The organism is Streptomyces sp. NPDC004610, from assembly GCF_040609715.1.
Lineage (GTDB): Bacteria > Actinomycetota > Actinomycetes > Streptomycetales > Streptomycetaceae > Streptomyces.
Genome location: NZ_JBEXLA010000016.1, coordinates 60,709 through 79,289, shown reverse-complemented (window position 1 = coordinate 79,289; position 18,581 = coordinate 60,709). Strand labels below are relative to the sequence as shown.

11 protein-coding genes and 1 pseudogene are annotated in these 18,581 nt (G+C 73.1%); 5 read left to right on the top strand and 7 right to left on the bottom strand.

Features of this window, described 5'->3' with window-relative positions:
- Positions 1-16: 16 nt before the first annotated feature.
- From mfd to ABZX40_RS19580, 3 genes are all read right to left on the bottom strand, one after another.
- On the bottom strand, positions 17-3,550 hold the full coding sequence (gene mfd / locus ABZX40_RS19590; protein ID WP_355739546.1) for a transcription-repair coupling factor: 3,534 nt from the start codon (positions 3,548-3,550) through the stop codon (positions 17-19).
- A gap of 459 nt (positions 3,551-4,009) precedes the next feature.
- Positions 4,010-6,589: an ABC transporter permease gene (locus ABZX40_RS19585; RefSeq protein ID WP_355739548.1), complete on the bottom strand. Its 2,580-nt coding sequence runs from the start codon at positions 6,587-6,589 to the stop codon at positions 4,010-4,012.
- The gene (locus ABZX40_RS19580; RefSeq protein ID WP_355739550.1) at positions 6,586-7,374 is read right to left on the bottom strand and encodes an ABC transporter ATP-binding protein; all 789 of its coding nucleotides are present in this window, start codon (positions 7,372-7,374) and stop codon (positions 6,586-6,588) included. The genes ABZX40_RS19585 and ABZX40_RS19580 overlap by 4 nt, the downstream gene beginning before the upstream one ends.
- Positions 7,375-7,876: 502 nt before the next feature.
- Here ABZX40_RS19580 and ABZX40_RS19575 point away from each other — a divergent pair.
- The gene (locus tag ABZX40_RS19575; protein WP_355739553.1) at positions 7,877-9,481 is read left to right on the top strand and encodes an MFS transporter; all 1,605 of its coding nucleotides are present in this window, start codon (positions 7,877-7,879) and stop codon (positions 9,479-9,481) included.
- Between the two features lie 220 nt (positions 9,482-9,701).
- Here the strand turns inward: ABZX40_RS19575 and ABZX40_RS19570 are convergent.
- Positions 9,702-9,815 (bottom strand): annotated as a pseudogene (locus ABZX40_RS19570) (NUDIX hydrolase); the annotation flags it as partial.
- 124 nt (positions 9,816-9,939) lie between these two features.
- Here ABZX40_RS19570 and ABZX40_RS19565 point away from each other — a divergent pair.
- A complete protein-coding gene (locus ABZX40_RS19565) occupies positions 9,940-11,142 on the top strand; it encodes a helix-turn-helix transcriptional regulator (protein WP_355739556.1) in 1,203 nt (400 codons plus the stop codon).
- Positions 11,143-11,547: 405 nt separating this feature from the next.
- The gene (locus ABZX40_RS19560; protein WP_355739558.1) at positions 11,548-11,778 is read left to right on the top strand and encodes a hypothetical protein; all 231 of its coding nucleotides are present in this window, start codon (positions 11,548-11,550) and stop codon (positions 11,776-11,778) included.
- A 92-nt stretch (positions 11,779-11,870) separates the two neighbouring features.
- Here ABZX40_RS19560 and ABZX40_RS19555 read toward each other — a convergent pair whose 3' ends face one another.
- The 3 genes from ABZX40_RS19555 to ABZX40_RS19545 all read right to left on the bottom strand — a co-directional run bounded on the left by ABZX40_RS19555 (position 11,871) and on the right by ABZX40_RS19545 (position 16,992).
- The gene (locus ABZX40_RS19555) at positions 11,871-12,824 is read right to left on the bottom strand and encodes a cellulose-binding protein (protein ID WP_355739560.1); all 954 of its coding nucleotides are present in this window, start codon (positions 12,822-12,824) and stop codon (positions 11,871-11,873) included.
- A 297-nt stretch (positions 12,825-13,121) separates the two neighbouring features.
- A complete protein-coding gene (locus ABZX40_RS19550; RefSeq protein ID WP_355739563.1) occupies positions 13,122-15,962 on the bottom strand; it encodes an SUKH-4 family immunity protein in 2,841 nt (946 codons plus the stop codon).
- 7 nt (positions 15,963-15,969) lie between these two features.
- Positions 15,970-16,992 (bottom strand): SMI1/KNR4 family protein, encoded by a 1,023-nt coding sequence (locus ABZX40_RS19545; protein WP_355739566.1) that lies wholly within the window; start codon positions 16,990-16,992, stop codon positions 15,970-15,972.
- Between the two features lie 397 nt (positions 16,993-17,389).
- On the opposite strand from ABZX40_RS19545, the gene ABZX40_RS19540 reads away from it, so the two are divergent.
- Positions 17,390-17,917 carry a YwqJ-related putative deaminase gene (locus ABZX40_RS19540; RefSeq protein WP_355739568.1) on the top strand — a complete coding sequence of 176 codons (528 nt, stop codon included), beginning with the start codon at positions 17,390-17,392 and terminating at the stop codon, positions 17,915-17,917.
- Positions 17,918-17,997: 80 nt separating this feature from the next.
- A complete protein-coding gene (locus ABZX40_RS19535; protein WP_355739570.1) occupies positions 17,998-18,522 on the top strand; it encodes an SUKH-3 domain-containing protein in 525 nt (174 codons plus the stop codon).
- Positions 18,523-18,581: the final 59 nt, after the last annotated feature.

The window sequence follows — 18,581 nt, the reverse complement described above, 5'->3', positions numbered from 1 at the left end:
CCCCTGGCCGGGTCGGCTACGACCCCAGCACCGACGTCAAGAACTCCCCGACCCACCCCAGCAGCTCCCGCCCGACCAGCGGCTTGCCGCCCACCTTCGCGGTCTTCGGGCGCGGTACGAGCACCTGGTGCGCGGCCGGTTTGATGACACTGCCGGGGTAGAGCCGCTTCAGCCGCAGCTCCTGCGACTCGCGCAGTTCGACCGGCGCGAAGCGGATGTTGGTGCCCTGGAGCACCACCTCGCCCACCCCGCACGCCCGTGCCAGCATCCGCAGACCGGCGACCAGCAGCAGGTTCTCCACAGGTTCGGGCAGCTTGCCGTAGCGGTCGGTCAGCTCCTCGCGGACCGCCTTGATGTCGTCCTCGCTGTTGGCGGAGGCGATCGCGCGGTACGCCTGGAGGCGCAGCCGTTCGCCGGGCGCGTAGTCGTGCGGGACGTGGGCGTCGACCGGCAGCTCGATCTTGACCTCCAGCGGCGGCTCCTCCTCGATCTCGCCGGTCTCCAGCTGGCGCCGGTAGTCCGCGACGGCCTCGCCGACCATCCGGACGTACAGATCGAAGCCGACGCCCGCGATATGGCCGGACTGCTCGCCGCCGAGGAGGTTGCCCGCGCCGCGGATCTCCAGGTCCTTCATGGCGACGTACATGCCCGCGCCCATCTCGGTGTGCTGGGCGATGGTGGCGAGCCGTTCGTGGGCGGTCTCCGTCAGGGGCTTCTCCGGCGGGTACAGGAAGTACGCGTAGCCGCGCTCCCGGCCGCGGCCGACGCGTCCGCGCAGCTGGTGCAGCTGGGAGAGGCCGAAGGTGTCGCCGCGCTCCACGATGAGGGTGTTGGCGTTGGAGATGTCGATGCCGGACTCCACGATCGTGGTCGACACCAGGACGTCGAACTTCTTCTCCCAGAAGTCGACGACGACCTGTTCCAGCGCGGACTCCGACATCTGGCCGTGCGCGGTGGCGATCCGGGCCTCGGGGACGATCTCGCGCAGCCGGGCCGCCGCGCGGTCGATGGACTCGACCCGGTTGTGGATGTAGAAGACCTGGCCCTCGCGCAGCAGCTCACGGCGGATGGCGGCGCCGATCTGCCGCTCCTCGTACGGCCCGACGAAGGTGAGCACCGGGTGGCGCTCCTCGGGCGGGGTGGTGATGGTCGACATCTCGCGGATGCCGGTGACGGCCATCTCCAGGGTGCGCGGGATGGGGGTGGCGGACATGGTGAGGACGTCGACATTGGCGCGGAGCTTCTTGAGCTGCTCCTTGTGCTCGACGCCGAAGCGCTGCTCCTCGTCCACGATGACCAGGCCGAGGTCCTTGAAGCGGGTCTCGGTGGAGAACAGCCGGTGGGTGCCGATGACGACGTCGACCGCGCCCTCGCGCAGCCCCTCCAGGGTGGCCTTGGCCTCGTTGTCGCTCTGGAACCGGGACAGCGCCCGCACATTGACCGGGAACTGCGCGTAGCGCTCGCTGAACGTCCCGAAGTGCTGCTGCACCAGCAGGGTCGTGGGGACGAGGACGGCGACCTGTTTGCCGTCCTGGACGGCCTTGAACGCGGCCCGCACCGCGATCTCCGTCTTGCCGTAGCCGACATCGCCGCAGATCAGGCGGTCCATGGGGACCGACTTCTCCATGTCCTCCTTGACCTCGGCGATGGTGGTGAGCTGGTCGGGCGTCTCCGCGTAGGGGAAGGCGTCCTCCAGTTCGCGCTGCCAGGGGGTGTCCGCCCCGAAGACATGCCCGGGGGCGGCCATCCGGGCGCTGTAGAGCTTGATCAGATCGGCGGCGATCTCCTTGACGGCCTTCTTGGCGCGGGCCTTGGTCTTGGTCCAGTCGGCGCCGCCGAGGCGGTGCAGGGTGGGGGCCTCGCCGCCGACGTACTTGGTGATCTGCTCCAGCTGGTCGGTGGGGATGTAGAGACGGTCGCCGGGCTGGCCGCGCTTGGCGGGCGCGTACTCCACGACCAGGTACTCGCGGGTGGCACCCTGGACCGTGCGCTGCACCATCTCGATGTAGCGGCCCACGCCGTGCTGCTCGTGGACGATGTAGTCGCCCGCCTCCAGGGTGAGGGGGTCGATGGTCTTGCGGCGCCGGGCGGGCATCCGGGCGCCGTCCCGGCCCGCCGCCTTCTGCCCGGAGAGGTCGGTCTCGGTGAGGACGGCGAGGCGGAGCGCCGGGTCGACGAAGCCGTAGTCGATCGAGCCGCACGCCACATGCACCACGGACGGGCTCAGCGCGCCCAGGTCCGTGTCCAGCCGGGCGGCGATGCCCTCGCCGCCGAGCACCTCGACCGTACGGGCGGCGGGGCCGTGGGCCTCGGTGACGAACACCGTGCGCCAGCCGTCGGCAAGCCAGCCCTTGGTGTCGGCGAGGGCCCGCGCGGTGTCGCCCCGGTAGGTCTCCGGCGCGTGCATGCCGAGCTTGAGGGTGTCCGCGTCCGGCTCCTCGTCGGCGGCGAACGGCGACACCGTCCACCACAGCATCGACCGCTCGCGCGCCCGCTCCCGGACGTCCGCGAGGGACCACAGGGACGCCGCGCCCACATCGATCGGCGCCTCGCCGCCGCCCGCGGTCGCCGCCCAGGACGCCTGGAGGAACTCCTGGCTGGTCGCCACCAGGTCCGACGCCCGGGTCCGCACCCGCTCCGGATCGCAGACGACGGCCATGGCGCCGGCGGGCAGCACGTCCAGCAGCAGTTCCATGTCGTCCACCAGGACCGGGGCGAGGGACTCCATGCCCTCCACCGCGATGCCCTCGGCGATCTTGCCGAGCAGTTCGCCCAGCTCGGGGTGGCGCTCGGCGAGGGCCCGCGCGCGGGACCTGACCTCGTCGGTGAGCAGCAGCTCACGGCAGGGCGGGGCCCACAGTCCGTGCTCGGCGACCTCCAGGGAGCGCTGGTCGGCGACCTTGAAGTAGCGGATCTCCTCGACGTCGTCGCCCCAGAACTCGATCCGCAGGGGGTGTTCCTCGGTGGGCGGGAACACATCCAGGATCCCGCCGCGCACCGCGAACTCGCCGCGCTTCTCGACCAGCTCCACGCGCGCGTAGGCGGCGGCCCCGAGGGCGTCCACGATCGCGTTGAGATCGGCGGTCTGCCCGCTGCGCAGCGCCACCGGCTCCAGGTCGCCCAACCCCTTGACCTGCGGCTGGAGCACGGATCGCACGGGGGCGACGACGACCGAGACCGGACCGGTCTCCGGGTCGTCGGGGCGCGGGTGGGCGAGGCGCCGCAGCACGGCGAGCCGGCGCCCCACGGTGTCGCTGCGCGGGCTGAGCCGCTCGTGCGGCAGCGTCTCCCAGGACGGGTACTCCGCGATCGTGTCGGGCGGCAGCAGCGAGCGCAGGGCGGCGGCCAGGTCCTCGGCCTCGCGGCCGGTGGCCGTGACGGCGAGCACCGGGCGGGCGGACTCGCGCGCCAGCGCCGCCACCGCGAAGGGGCGGGCGGCGGGCGGGCCGACCAGGTCGACATGCATGCGGTTGCCGTCGGCAGCCGCCTTGATCGCTTCCGCGAGGGCGGCGTCCTTGACGACGGCGTCGAGCAGACCGTGCAGGCTCATGGAGGGGCTTTCCATCCGGGGTGGGAGCGGGAGGGGGGTGAGGCAGGTGAAGACGGGGGAGACGGTGGAGACGGGGGGTGGGCAACGCGAACGGCCCGGCACGCGTCACGGGCCGGGGGTCTCCAGCGTACGACGCGGCGCCGACACTCGTCCGTGCGCCGGGAAAGCGCCCGGCGCGCACGCCCTGCCGTGGCGCCCCGCGCACACCTTCCGGGTGACCTCGACGGGCGCTCCCCGGGCGACTCGGGGGCACCCCTCCCGGGTACCCCCGAAAAAGCCCCGGCCCCGGCGGACGCTGTGCGCGCGTCCGCCGGGGCCATCCCCCGCAACCCCCGTATGCGGTGGTCATGGATCCCGCCCGCCCGCCTGCCCGCCGGTCGGGCCAGTGGGCGGGATCGGGATCGGGTTCGGGATCTCGGGATCAGGATCTCGGGATCGGGATGAACCGAACCGGTCGGGTCAATCCGTCGCGATCGCGTTGAGGACGTTCATCCGGCCCGCCCGGAACGCGGGGATCAGGGCCGCGAAGAGTCCGACGAAGGCCGATCCGATGAAGACGCCGATGATCGTGGGCCAGGGGATCTCCAGGACGTTCAGTCCTTCCAGGGCGAGCAGCTGCTGCGCCGTCGCGCCCCAGCCCATCCCCAGCCCGAGGCCGAGCAGGGCGCCGAAGAGGGCGATGACGACCGACTCCAGGCGGATCATCCGCCGCAGCTGCCTGCGGGAGAGACCGATCGCCCGCATCAGGCCGATCTCCCGGGTGCGCTCCACCACCGACAGGGCGAGGGTGTTCACGACCCCGAGGACCGCGACGATGATCGCGAGGGCCAGCAGGCCGTAGATCATGTTGAGCAGCTGGCCCACCTGGTCCTGGAGGGCCTCCTTGTAGTCGGTCTGGTCCCGGACGGTGTACTGCGGATAGTCGTCCAGGGAGGTCTGGAGCGCGGTGTAGACGGCCTCTTCCTGACCGTCCTGCGCCGAGGCGAAGAGCAGCTGGTCCAGGGGCATCTTGTCGGCCGGGACATGCTGGGCGAGGGTGTCGATGGAGGTGTACATCGCGCCCGCGTCGATGACGGCCTCACTGCTGGTGATGGCGCGGACGGTCAGCTCGGCCTCGGTGCCGTCCTTGAAGTCGACGCCGATCTTCGAGCCGAGGCTGATGCCGTGGTCCTTGGCGAAGTCCTCGTGCACGGACATCGAGCCGGGCAGGTAGGCGTCGGCCAGCTCGCCCTCGACGGTCTCGACCCGGAGGTCGGTCGCGTAGGTCGGGTCGGCGGCGGTGATCGCGGTCTGCTCCACCGTCTGCCCGTCGGGGGTGCGGAAGTCGGCCTCGGTCCACTTGTACTCGGTGACATGGCCGATGCCCTCGGTGTCCCGGACCGCCTGGACGGCCTGCGGGGTGATCAGCTGGCCGGTGTCGCTCTGGATGATGAAGTCCGTACCGACGCTCTGGTCGAGTTCCTCGGTGGCCGAGGCGACCATGGAGGAGCCGACCACCGACAGACAGGCGACCAGGGCGAGGCCGATCATCAGGGCCGCGCCGGTGGCGCCGGTGCGGCGCGGGTTGCGCAGGGCGTTGCGCTCGGCGAGCCGCCCGACGGGGCCGAAGGCCCGCAGCAGGATCGCGCTGAGCACCCGGACGACCGCCCCGGCGAGCAGCGGGCCGATGGCGACGAAGCCGATCAGGGACAGCACCACACCGCCGCCGAGCCACATCGCGCCCTCGCTCGCCTTGTCGGCGCCCGCCGCGAGGAAGAGAAGGGCGACCCCGCTGCCGGTGAGGAGCGTGCCGATGACACCGCGGATCACTCCGGCGCGGGCGTCCGGCGGGGCCCCGGCGTCGCGCAGCGCGGCCATCGGCGAGACCTTGCCGGCGCGGCGGGCCGGGAGGTAGGCGGCGAGGACGGTGACGACGACGCCGAGGACCAGGCCGACCACGGGGGTGGTCGCGGCGATGGTGAGATCGTCGGTGGAGAGGTTCATGCCCGCGGCGCCCATGAGCTTCATCAGACCGACGGCGAGTCCGACGCCGCCCGCGACGCCGAGCACCGAGCCGACCAGGCCCAGCAGCAGCGCCTCCAGCAGCACGGAGCGGTTGACCTGCTTGCGGGAGGAGCCGATGGCCCGCATCAGACCGATCTCCCGGGTGCGCTGGGTGACCAGCATGGAGAAGGTGTTGATGATCAGGAAGACGCCGACGAGGAAGGCGATCCCGGCGAAGCCGAGCATGGCGTACTTGATGACGCCCATGAACTCCTGGACGTCCTCGGCATTGGCGTCGGCGACCTCCTTGGCGGTCTGCACCTGGTAGCCGCCGTCGAGTGCCGCGGTGACGTTCTGCTTCACCTGGGCGTCCGTGAAGCCGGTCGCGGCGGTGACATTGACGCTGGTGAAGACCTCGCTCTCACCGGTCAGGATCCGCTGGGCGGTCGGGGTGTCGAGGTAGAAGATGGCCGCGCCGGGGTTGGTGACGGTGAAGTCGGCGATGCCGGAGACCGCGGCCCGGTGGGTGCCGAGGGCGCTGATCACGGAGATCTCGTCGCCGAGCGCGAGGTCGTGCTTGTCGGCGGTGTCGGCGTCGACCATGATCTGCTCGGCACCGCGCGGCGCGGCTCCGGAGGAGATCTTCATGGTCCGGGCGTCGTTGCCGTTCCAGTTGCCGACGATGGTCGGGGCGCCGCCGGCCGCCGAGAGGTTGTCCTTGTCGGCGTCGATGACGGTCACCGAGGTCGAGAAGACGGTCCCCTCGGCCGACTCCACCCCCTCGGCGCCCTTCACCTCGTCCACCACGGAGGCGGGGAGCACCGGCGGTCTGCCGTTGTCGGAGGTGGTCTCGCCGGTGTCGGAGCTGTCCTTGGTGCTGACGGTGACATCGGCGGCGGTGGCCTGGAAGAGCTTGTCGAACGTCGTGTTCATGGTGTCGGTGAACACCAGGGTGCCGCAGACGAAGGCGACGGAGAGCAGTACCGCCACCGCCGACAGGGCCATTCGGCCCTTGTGGGCCAGGAAGTTGCGCCGGGAGGTCTTCCACACGGTCATGACGTGCGCCCCCGCGCGTCGAAGTCCTTCATCCGGTCCAGGACCTGATCGGCGGTCGGGTTGTACATCTCGTCCACGATCCGGCCGTCGGCGAGGTAGAGCACCCGGTCCGAGTAGGAGGCGGCGACGGGGTCGTGGGTGACGATCACGATGGTCTGGCCCAGCTCGTCGACGGACTGGCGGAGAAAGCCGAGCACTTCGGCGCCCGCGCGGGAGTCCAGGTTCCCGGTGGGCTCGTCGCCGAAGATGATCTCGGGGCGGGCGGCGAGGGCGCGGGCCACGGCGACGCGCTGCTGCTGGCCGCCGGAGAGCTGGGTCGGACGGTGCTTGAGGCGTCCGGCGAGCCCGACGGTCTCCACGACCCGGTCCAGCCACGGCTTGTCGGGCTTACGCCCCGCTATGTCCATCGGCAGCGTGATGTTCTCCAGCGCGTTCAGCGTCGGCAGCAGATTGAACGCCTGGAAGATGAACCCGATGCGGTCGCGCCTGAGCTGGGTGAGCTTCTTGTCCTTCAGCCCGGTGATCTCGGTGTCGTCCAGATAGATCTGCCCGCTGGTGACGGTGTCCAGCCCGGCCAGGCAGTGCATCAGGGTCGACTTGCCGGACCCCGAGGGCCCCATGATCGCGGTGAACTGGCCGCGGGCGATGTCCACATCGACATGGTCGAGGGCGACGACGCGGGTCTCCCCGGCCCCGTACGCCTTGACGACCTGCCGCGCTCGCGCGGCGACGGCCGTACGCCCTCCAGTGCCCCCGTGCCTGGGAATGGTTACAGCCGATGTCACGGTATGTCTCCTAAGTCGGTCAGCGATCGGGCGTCCGGCGACCAGGTCGCGGACGTCCTGGTGGTGCGGCGGCCGAGCGGGCGGGCGCCACGTCGATGAGTCTTCCTGCCGGAGAGGTTCCGCACCCTGGTGCACAGCGCAGTCTTTTACTGAGGAAAACCCCACCCCCGAAGGTGCGGTGAACCGCCTCGCGGCGCCCCCCATCGGCATAAAGCCAGGTTAAGGACGACGGAGGGGCCTCTCGTCCTCCGTCGGTACGAACCCTCCCCGACACCTGATACGGAGGTACCCCTAAGGGCTGTCCACCGCCAGGTGGAGTCCGTCTCAGGGTCGGGTCCGCCTTCCGGTGCAGTGAGCGTCCACCCTCCCGCCACGTGAGGGTCAACCCCGGCGCCCCCGTGCGCTCCCCGACGCGGCCTCCCGCACCCCCGCCCCCGGGTGGGAGGCTGTCGCCCGGCAGATCGCTGCACAGGGCAACCGGTTGAGGCGGGGGGACCATCGCGTGGGCACGGCAGGACCGGCAGGACCGGCAGGACCCGCGAGCCCCGGCGACGAGGAAACCGGTGCCGGTGCCGGTGCCGGTCCCGGCACCGAGGACGACAGCACCAGCGCGCCTTTATCCGCCTCCGCCCCCGCCCGCCGCGGTGCCGTCGTCGCCGCGCTGATGCTCGCGATGGCGCTGGCCGCGCTGGACTCCACCATCGTCGCCACCGCCGTCCCGCAGATCGTCGGCGATCTCGGCGGGTTCTCCGTCTTCTCCTGGCTGTTCTCCGGCTATCTGCTCGCCGTCACCGTCTCCCTCCCCCTCTACGGCAAGCTGTCCGACACCTTCGGCCGCAAGCCGGTGCTGATCGCCGGTGCCGTGCTGTTCCTGATCGGCTCCCTGCTGTGCGCCCTGGCCTGGAACATGGGCTCGCTGATCGCGTTCCGGATCCTCCAGGGGCTCGGCGGTGGCGCCCTCCAGGGCACGGTCCAGACGCTGGCCGCCGACCTCTACCCGCTCAAGGAGCGCCCCAGGATCCAGGCGAAGCTGTCCACCGTCTGGGCGGTGTCGGCGGTCGCCGGGCCGGGGGTGGGCGGGGTGCTCGCCGGGTACGCCGACTGGCGGTGGATCTTCCTGGTCAATCTGCCGGTCGGCGGGCTCGCCCTGTGGCTGATCGCGCGTCATCTGCACGAGCCGCAGCGCAGGACCCCGTCCGTGCGCCCGCGCGTGGACTGGGCCGGGGCGCTCGCGGTGTTCGCGTGCGGGGGCGCGCTGCTGACCGCGCTGGTGCAGGGCGGGGTCGCCTGGCCGTGGCTGTCCACCCCGTCGCTCGCGCTGTTCGGCGCCGGAGCCGCGCTGGCCGCGCTGGTGGTCGTCATCGAGCGGCGCGCGGCAGAACCGATCATCCCGGGCTGGGTGTGGCGCCGACGGACGATCGCCGCCGTCAATCTCGCGCTGGGCGCGCTGGGGCTGCTGATGGTGGCGCCCACGGTGTTCCTGCCCCTGTACGCGCAGGCGGTGCTCGGCCTCGGACCGATCGCGGCCGGGGCGGTGCTGTCCGTGTGGACGCTGAGCTGGCCGATATCGGCCGCCCTGAGCCAGCATGTCTACCGGCGGATCGGCTTCCGTGACACCGCGATCGTCGGCATCGGCCTCGCCACGCTGCTGCTGTTCGCCTTCCCGTTCCTGCCGTACCCGGGCGAGGCATGGCAGCCGACGCTGCTGATGCTGCTCCTGGGCGCCGCGCTGGGGCTGTTCCAACTGCCGCTGATCGTGGGCGTGCAGTCCACGGTGGGCTGGGCCGAGCGCGGTACGGCGACGGCGTCGGTGCTGTTCTGCCGGCAGACCTTCCAGACAGTGGGCGCCGCGGTCTTCGGCGCGGTCGCCAACGGGGTGCTCGCGACGCGGCTGGGCGGCGCCGGGGACCTGGACGCGATCACCCACGGGCTCGGTACGGGCACCACGTCGGAGGCGACGCGCCGGGCCGTCGCCGACGCGGTCCACGCCGTGTATCTGGGGGCGGCATTCGCGGCGGCCACGGCGCTCGTGATCCTGGTGACGGTGGCGCCGAGGCGCTTTCCGGTGCTGGGGGAGCGGGGTGGGGGCCACGAGGACGGCTCCTAGGAGCCCCGTTCGGCGTTCCCCGACACCCAGGTCGGCGCCCCGCTCCCCAACCGGCCACTCCGTTTCCCTCTTCGGGTACGCGACTCCACCCCCGCCGTATGAGGGTCGAGCGCCGGCGCTGCCGCGTGCTCCCTCGGGCCGTTTCCCATACGCCCGTACACAGGGGGGAGGCTGTCGGCCGGCGGTTCGCCGAAGGTCAGCGCAGGGCGGGCATCAGGGTCCGCCGCTGCAACAGCACTCGGCCGCTGTCGTCCACGACGACGGCCGAGGCGGCCGGAACGAGGCTGTTCGCCTGCGGGGCGTCGGGGTCGTCCTCGTAGTCATGCCTGCCCATCAGGATGCTCGCTCCCTCCACACCGGCCGCCTGCTTGCGTCGTTCTGCCGGGGTCGGCCACCGCCCGCGCGCGTATCGCGACGCGAGTACATTGCGAAGTGCCAGCATCGCAAGGGGAGTCAGCATGCCCGACACCTTCTCCGGCACCCCGGAGCACATCGGCGCCCGCATCCAGGAACTCCGCAAGATCCGCGACTACTCGCTCACCGAACTCGGCCGACGCGCTCATGTCTCACCGAGCCTCATCTCCCGTATCGAGAACGGCGAACGCTCGGCGAGCGAGTCCGTCCTGGCATCCGTGGCCCGCGCCCTCTCCGTGGGCGTCTCGGTGCTGCGCGGGCAGCCGTACATCCAGGCACTCCAGCGGGAGCGGATAGACGCTCTGCTCACGCCGATCAGCACGGCGTTCGACGACTGGGACCTGCCGCCGGAGGACGCCCCGGCACCGCGCAGCATCGAGGCCCTGGAGCAGGAGGCAAGGCAGTTGCACGCGCGGCGTATCGCCGCCGAGTTCACCGAGATCGCCGGAGTGCTGCCCGGCCTGATCTCCGAGCTGTCCCTGGTCACGCAGCTGCACGACCGTCCCGGCCGGGACCGCGAGCGTGCGCACGCGGCCCAGGCAGAAGTGGCCCGTACGGCGGCCATCGTCGCGTACCGCCTCGGCTACATGGACCTCGCCCGACTGGCGTTGGCGCGCATGGCCGTGGCCGCTCCGCGGTCCGGCGATCCACGCCAAGTGGCCATCGAGCGGTACGAGCGCGCGCAGATGGCCGCCGACAACTCCCGACTGGACCGGGGCGTCTCCCTCATGCGGCACGCCCTGCGGGAGCTGGACGACGACGGGACACGCGCGACCCGGGCGGTGCGCGGCACGCTCCAGCTCCGGGCGGCGACCCTGTCGGCCCGCGGCAACGACCAGGGCGGTGCCTCCGAGTGGATGGGGCAGGCCGCCGAACTGGCCGAGCGGACCGGCGAGACACGTGACTACGCGCTCGCGTTCGGCCCGGTCAACGTCCGGCTCCACGAGATCGCCGCCGCGAGCGATCAGGACGACCACGACGAGGCGCTGGCCGTCGCTTCCGCGGTGCGGTTGCCGGACGACTATCCGCCCACCCGCGCGGCGCATTTCTGGATCGACAAGGCACGCGCCGAGACCTGGACGGCACGCCGGGACGAGGCCCTGGCCTCGCTGCGAGAGGCACGAACCGCGTCACCCCAGCTCACCCGCTACCACCACTCGGTACACGAGACGGTGGCCACGCTGCTGCGTGCACGCCAGCGCGCCGGCGACGAGCTGCGCGACTACGCGCTGTGGTGCGGCGTCTAGCGGATCGCGCAACTCTCGTCAAGACCCTTGGCGTTGACACTTCTGTCAACGCCAAGGGTCTTTCATATCGGCACTCTGAAATCAGCGCAGAAGGAACCCCCGCGACCGTGCGACCGGTCCGGGGGCATGGCCACCAGCCTCAGAGGAGCTGATGACAGTGAGCATTATTCATACGATCGCGGGACAGGTGCTGAGCGCCTTATTGCCGGGCAAGGGCAAGCGCCGAGCGGGTGCCCGTCCGGCCTCTACGGCTCCCGCGCGATGCCTGTACCCGTCTCGTCCCTGCGCCGCCGCGCAGGCCCGCGCGCCCCGGTCGCCGTACGGGCTGCGCGGCCCCCTGGACGGAGCCAGTACCACGCCGATCCGCCCTTACCTGCTCGCCACCGACGGCGAGGGCGGGGCCCGGTGAACGTCGGCACCCGGCCCGCGTCGGGCGACTCGCGCCTGACGATCGAGACGTACCGGGTCGGCCCGGACGGCAACCGGAAGGGCCCCACCGTACGGCGCGTGTTCCGGGGCGTTCCGGGGCCGCTGATGCTGGTCTCGGACCGCTGGCCGCCGTGCCGCTGCCCGCGCTGCCGGACCGGCCACCGCGCCCGGCCGGAGCTTCCCGGCTTCGCCGGACGGGAGGCATGACGTGAGGCCCCCGCCCAGGCGACCGAACCCCCGCCGAAGGACGGGGCCCGCACGCTGCGCGAGGATCACCAGGGCTGCCACCACCCCTTCCGTCACTCCGCCGAAGCCCAGCCGCCCCCCGCGATCCCCTCCGCCAACCCCCCTGTCTGGCTCTCCGCCAGCCCACCCCCCGAACCCCCCGTCAGCGCCGCCAGGCTGCCCCGCACCTGGTCCATCTGCGCCCGTACCTCGTCCCACCGCTCCCCGTGCTCGCACAGCACGCGTTCCGTCTCGCGGGCGACGCGGTCCTCGTGCAGGCGCGCGTCCGCGAGGAGTTCCGCGGCGCGGGCACCGGCCTCCTCCTGGACCCGGCGCGCGGATTCCTCCGCCGCCGCGAACCCCTGCTTCGCCGCGGACAGCGCGGCCTCCGCGCGGGCGATCCGTTCCGCGAGGTGCGCCTCCGTGGCCGCCGCAGACGCGACCGCCTCCCGCTCCGCCGCCGTCCAGCGCTCGGCGTGCTCCTGCTGCTGCCCGGTCAGCAACCCGGCGGTCCGCTGCCGTACCTCGCGCAGCGCCGAAAGGGCCTCGCCGCGCCCCTCCTTGACCGCGCGCCGGGCGCCGATCCGTACCTCGTCGGCGTCCTCGCGGGCGGCGGTCAGCCGCTGCCGGGCCTGCTCCTCGGCCTCGGCGATCAGCGCGTCCGCCTCCTCCCGCGCCTTCCCGCGCACCACCAGGGCGTACGACTCGGCCTGTGCGACCTCTTCCCGTCCCGCGCACCGCGCACGGTCGCGTACGTCCGCCGCCTCCTCGCCCGCGAGCCGGAACAGTTCCCGCGCGCGCTCCCCGAGCGTCTCGTAGGTCTGCGGGGGCAGTTCGGCCAGCGTCTCGCGCAGCCGGTCCGCCTCCGCCTCCATGTCCCTGGCCAGCACGGTCAGCCGGGCGGCGCGCTCCCAGGCGGCGTCGCGGTCGCGCGAGAGTTCCTCGGTGAACGCGTCGACCTGCTCGGGGCGGTAGCCACGCCCCCGGACGGTCGCGAAGCCCTGCCGCGACACCGATGCGCTGTTCATCCTGAACCCCTCTCCGCCGGACCGCACAGAGTCGTGCGCACACGTTCGATGTGCCGCACAGCTTGACGGATCACACAGAAAGGTTCATAACGCGACACTCCGCTTATACGTTACGAAGGGCGTCAAGATGGCTTCTATGCGCCCATATGCCCGCACATCCCCCTCCCCCAGGGAAACGGAAAGGGCCGCCCCCCGTCGGACGCAACCTCGCATCCCACCGGGAACGGCCCCACACCACACCGACCCAAACCAACCCCAACCCCAACCCCAACCCGCGCCCCTACCCCCGGCGCGGCATCAAAGCAACCCGTCCCACATCTGCTCCAGCAGCACCGACCACCAGCTCTCCGGGGAGCCCAGCGCCGCCGGGTCGAGCGCGGCGAGCTGCGCCTGGAAGTCGACGGTCCAGCGCCCCGCCTGCTCCTGGTTCAACCCGAACCGCAGCCGCCACATCCGCCCCAGCAGTGCCAGACAGCGCACGAACTCCGGCAGCCCGGTGTTCACGAACTGCGGCGGCACCGGCGCCCCGCCCGGCCCCGGCTCCACCGGCACCGCCACGATGTTCGCCGTCCCGTACTGGACGCAGAGGGCCTTGCCGAAGTCGCTGCCCATGACGAGATACGACCCGGCGTCCGCCGCCGGCTGCACCCCGCGCTCGGCCGCCAGCTCCGCCAGCGTCGGCACCGGCCGCCCCGGCTGGGCCTGCGCCCAGAAGAACGGGCCCATGTCGACCGGCAGTCCGGCCACCACCAGCGTGTGCGCCACGACCGGCGGCACCCCCTGCCGGGACACCGCCGCCTGCTCGAACCGGAACACCCCCGGCCCGAACGCCCCCGCCAGTTCCTGCGCCACGCCGTCCGGCGGGATCGGCGGCGCGGGCTGCACCGGCGGCAGCGGCGCGCGCACCGGCCCCGGTCGCGCGGGACCGTCGGCGACCTGGTGCAACTCGCCCTGGTGCGCGAGCAGTTGCCGCATCCCCTGCTGCCGTCCGGCGTGATCGGCGCCGTAGGGCGCGATGCTGGTGATCCGCGCCTGCGGCCACTGCTCCCGGATCATCCGCGCGCAGTAGGCGCCGGGCAGTTCGCAGGACTCCAGCTCGGTGTGGAGCTCCAGGACCTGGTCCGGCGGCACGTTCATCCCGCGCAGCTCGTGGAAGATCTGCCACTCCGGGTGCGGGGTACCGGGCGCGGACCGCCGGATCACCTGCTGCTCGGACCCGTCCTGCGCCCGGTAGCGCAGCACGGCCTGATAGCCGGGCCCGACCGTCGGCTGCCCCTGCTGCGGATACCCGTACGCGGGCGGCTGCCCCGGCACCGGCCGCGGGCCCCCCGGCGCCATGCCCGGCGGCATCCCCGGCGCCTGCGGCGGCGGGGGCACCCCGGGCCCACCCCTGACCGGAGGCCCGGACAGCACGGTCTCCTCATGATGGACGGCACCCCGCGCACCCCCGGCGGACGCACCCGGCACACCCGGCGCCCCGGGCGCCTGCGGCGCACCCCCGGCGGTACCGCCGGCCAGCATCGTCGGGGCGTGATGCATCCCACCGGGAGGCGTCCCGCCCGGCCCCTCCGGCCCCAGCGGCGGAACCAACTGCGTCGGCACATAGGCCCCTGACCCACCACCGGACGAACCACCGGGCACCCCCGGCACCCCCGGCGGAGGCGGCGGCGCGGCGCCGGGACGTCCGCCCGGCACCCCCGGCGGAGGGGGCGGCGCGACCCCCGGACGCCCACCGGGCACACCCGGTGCCCCCGGCGGAGGCGGCGGCGTCACACCCCGGCCACCCCGCCGCGGCGGCGGAGCGGCCTTGCTGGTGGCGGCATCGGCAATATCACTCGCATGCGGAACGCCGACCGACGGCGTACCGGGCGGCGCCTGCGGATACCCGTAGGTGGGCGCGGGCGGGGGCGTACTTCCGGGGGGTACGGAAGACACGGGACCGGAAGGCACGTGACCGGGAGGCACGTGACCGGGAGGCACGTGACCGGAAGGTACGGGACCTGGCGGAACGGCGCCCGGGGGCACGGCACCCGGAGGAGCGGAGCCCGGGGTCACGGCCCCAGGCGGCGGCACAGCACCCGGCGGAACGGCCCCGGGCGGCGGCACAGCACCCGGCGGAACAGCCCCGGGCGGCGGCACAGCACCCGACGGCACGACCCCGCCCCCGTACGATCCAGGCGCCCCCGCCCCGGCCGGAGCGACCCCGGGCGCACCCGGCACCCCAGGGCCCCCACCCGCACCCGGCCCACCGGGCACACCTGGTCCACCCGGGACACCTGGCCCACCCGACGCACCCACCACACCCGGCGTCCCGGAACCCCCCGACACCCCGGGCACCCCCGGCACCCCCGGCACCCCCGCCACCCCCGACCCCACCGAGTCATCCAGCGCCGGCGCGGTCACCGTCCTCGGCAACTGGCTGCCGCCGGACATCAGCGCGGTCTGCGCCTCCGGCGAGACCGGAGGCGGGGCGTCCTCGTCGTCGGCACCGCTCAGCGGCGGTGCGAACACCGTCTGGGGCAGCGGTACGGAACCGTCGTCGCCGCCACCGTCGGCGTTGGTGTCGGTCCCGGCCCAGGGAGTCGCCCCGGCGGGCGCGCCGCCCGGCACCACCCCGGGCTGCGTCTCCGCCAGCCCGCCCCCGGCGGAGCCCACCGCACGGGACCCCTCGGCAGCAGCCCCTCCCGAACCGTCCCCCGACACCGACACCGAACCCGACCCGGACCCCGTCCCCCCTCCGGAGGAGGCCCCTCTCCGGTCCGGGATCCCCAGCTTGTCCGCCGCCTCCTGCAACCACTCCGGAGGAGTCAGCAGGAACGACGTCTGGTTGAGGTCCATCCGGGCCGCGGCGGGCGCGGGCGCCGGGACCGCGTCGGCGACACCCCCGTACTCCTCCTCGTACCGGCGGATGACCTCGCCGATCGGGAGGGACGGCCAGAGCGTGGCCTCGCCGCTGTCGCGGGCGAGGACCAGCCGCTGGGTGCCGCCGTCGGAACGGGGCCCGTCCGCGCGGTCCTCCGCCCACACCACGAACCCGAGGTCGAACTCCCGCACCCGCACCTCACGGTGCTGGTACGCGGGCACATCGCCGTTGACCCACTCCTCGGCGCGCTCCTGCGCCTGTGCGAACGTCACCATCGTCAGCTCACTCCCCCGCCCCGGACGCGACCGGCGCCGTCTGCGCGAACCCGCCGTCCACCATCAGGTTGGCCACGGTCTCCAGCTCCGGCGGGGAGCCCGCCAGCCGGGACAGAAACGCGTCGAAGTCGTCGCCGCAGGGCAGCAGCAGCCGCGCCACCCGCTCGGCGGGCGGTACGGACGGATCCGTGTCGCGCGCGTCGTCGTAGGCGCAGAACCAGACCGAGCCGATCCGGTCACCCTTCACCTTCACCGCGAGCAGCCCGCCCTGTACGAAACCCACCCCGAGGTAGTCCTTGGTGAGATGGTCGCGCAGGCATTTGTTGACATAGACCAGGTCGTTGACCGCGGCCTCGTCGCGGACCGTGAAGAACGGCTGGTCGACGAGGAGCCCCAGTTCGGCGTCCAGCGCGGTGCCGACCGGGGCGCAGCCGCCCGCCGCCTTCAGGAAGCTGCGGTACGCGCCGGGGAGGCGGTACCCGAGGTCCTCCTCGACGCCCAGCACCTGCTGCTCAGTCACCGCGACCCCGGACTTGGGCAGCCGGAAGTGGGCGGGCCGGGTCTCCTGGAGGGGGCGGGTGCCGCGCTTGTTCTGGTCGACGGTGGAGGTGGCGATCCCGCCGTGGTGCCGCAGCAGCGCCTTGACCTCGACGGGGACCAACTCCAGCCGCCGGGTGCCCACCACGTGGTGCCAGGTCCAGCCGTGCGGGGTGGCGACCGGCGGCACGGTGTCCCACAGGTCGTGCCCGGCGGCGGACTGCGCCGCGTTCGCCGACACATAGTCCGTCAGGCGCAGCTCGTCGACACCGAAGCCGTCCGGCGGTTCCGCGATCTGCGCGGCGGCGCGGGCGTAGGGCGAGAAGTCGGGGTAGCCGTGCTCATCCACCCGTACCCCCCGGGGATGGCGGGCGGCCCGGACCGGGTCCGGGAAATGCACGACCTGCCCGGCATAGGCCGCGTTCGGCGGCGCGGCCTGTCCCCCGGCCTGGCCGCCGGGAGGTGCCCCCAGCCCGAGCCGACCTGCTGTCATGGCGGTTGCCCCCTGCGGCGCTCTGTACGGACAGCGGCGACCGCCTCCGGCCCACCACGCCCCGTATCCGACTGTCACTCGCTGTCTGTTGTCCGCTCCGTACCGGCCGCCGATCGCCGTTGACCGTTCGGCCGCGTCGACCGAGCGCCGTCCGCTCATCGCCGACCGCGCGTCGCGTGCCGACAGCCTATGCGGAACCCGAACACCGGTCACCGGCGCCGGTCGCGGCGCCCGTCACACCGCGCGCACACCCCCGTACACCCCGGCCGAACCCCGTGACCACCCGTCACGCCCTGGTCACAGCCTGCCCGGTCACGGGCGTGTCGCACCGCCCCAGCTTCCGCACCAGCCACGGCATTTGGCACTCTGGATCGGCCGGGGGGATGCACGGAGGGGAATGACGATCATGAACGCGACGCAAACGGGGGCGCACCAGGCCCCGTCCGGCGGCGACCCACGCGTGGGCTGGAGCAGCGCCGAGCGGGCGCCCGCCCCGGCCCTGCGCCACCGCCGGGACGGCATACTCCCCACCGTCGCCGCGGCGCTCTCCGTGCGCGGTGCCACGCTCACCGGCACCGCCGCCCGGGGCGACCAGCCGCCGTCGCTGCACCCGCTGGTGCAGGACTTCCTGGACTCGCTGCCGAGCGCCCAGCGGGACCGGTTCACCGGTCGCTGCGCGGAGACGATCCTGATCTCCCGGCACATCACCACCGCCGACTCCGGCCGCAGCAAGCGCGCCGCGCGCAAGCCCATGACCAACGGCGAGGCCCGCAAGGCGCTCAAGCACGCCAAGCTCACCGCCCGCCGGATCCGGGAGGACGGCGATCCGCTGCACGGCAGCTTCGCCGACCCCTGCCAGGCCTGCGCCGCCCTCACCGCCCACTTCGGCGTCCGGGTGGTCGACCCGACGGACCAGCACACCTGATCCGACGCCCACCGGGCGTCCACCCGTCAACACGCCCCCGCCGACCGAAGAAACCGAAGAAACCGAAGAACAAGGGCCAGATGCACCCCGACCGCACCTCCACCACCCGCTTCCCGGTCCCCGTCGACGCCGCGCTGCGCGCCGCCGGCTGGGTGCCGGGTCGCTGGGACATCAAGCAGGCCGAGATCTGGGCCGACACCCTGCGCGAGCACACCTCGCCCGCGGGCCACACCCACGCCGTCTTCCCGGCGGCGGTCGAGGCCTGGGCGGAGTTCGGCGGGCTGCGCATCGCGCCGACCGGGCCGGGACGCCGGATCGCCCCCGTCGACCTGCACATCGACCCGCTGCACGGGCTGCATCTGGCCCGCACCCTCGCCGACCTCGGCCGCGCCCTGGACACCGAGGTCAGCCCCCTGGGCGCCGAACCGCACTCCCAGGCACTCCTGGCCATCGACACGGAGGGCAGGGTCTACGCCCTCGACCACACCGGCGACTGGTACCTGGGCCAGACCATGGACCACGCCCTGACCACCCTGGTCACCGGCACCGAACCCCACCGCCTGACCCCTCCGGGGCACCCCGGCCCCGAACCCCAGCCCCTCTGAACCGCCCCCGGCCTCCAACCGGGGGCGGCGCCCCGGGGACGACGCCGGGCACTGCCCAC

Coding starts and splice junctions, on each gene's coding strand:
- mfd (WP_355739546.1), bottom strand. CDS start 3,550: ATGAGCCTGCACGGTCTGCTCGACGCCGTCGTCAAGGACGCCGCCCTC.
- ABZX40_RS19585 (WP_355739548.1), bottom strand. CDS start 6,589: ATGACCGTGTGGAAGACCTCCCGGCGCAACTTCCTGGCCCACAAGGGC.
- ABZX40_RS19565 (WP_355739556.1), top strand. CDS start 9,940: ATGCCCGACACCTTCTCCGGCACCCCGGAGCACATCGGCGCCCGCATC.
- ABZX40_RS19555 (WP_355739560.1), bottom strand. CDS start 12,824: ATGAACAGCGCATCGGTGTCGCGGCAGGGCTTCGCGACCGTCCGGGGG.
- ABZX40_RS19550 (WP_355739563.1), bottom strand. CDS start 15,962: ATGGTGACGTTCGCACAGGCGCAGGAGCGCGCCGAGGAGTGGGTCAAC.
- ABZX40_RS19545 (WP_355739566.1), bottom strand. CDS start 16,992: ATGACAGCAGGTCGGCTCGGGCTGGGGGCACCTCCCGGCGGCCAGGCC.
- ABZX40_RS19540 (WP_355739568.1), top strand. CDS start 17,390: ATGACGATCATGAACGCGACGCAAACGGGGGCGCACCAGGCCCCGTCC.
- ABZX40_RS19535 (WP_355739570.1), top strand. CDS start 17,998: ATGCACCCCGACCGCACCTCCACCACCCGCTTCCCGGTCCCCGTCGAC.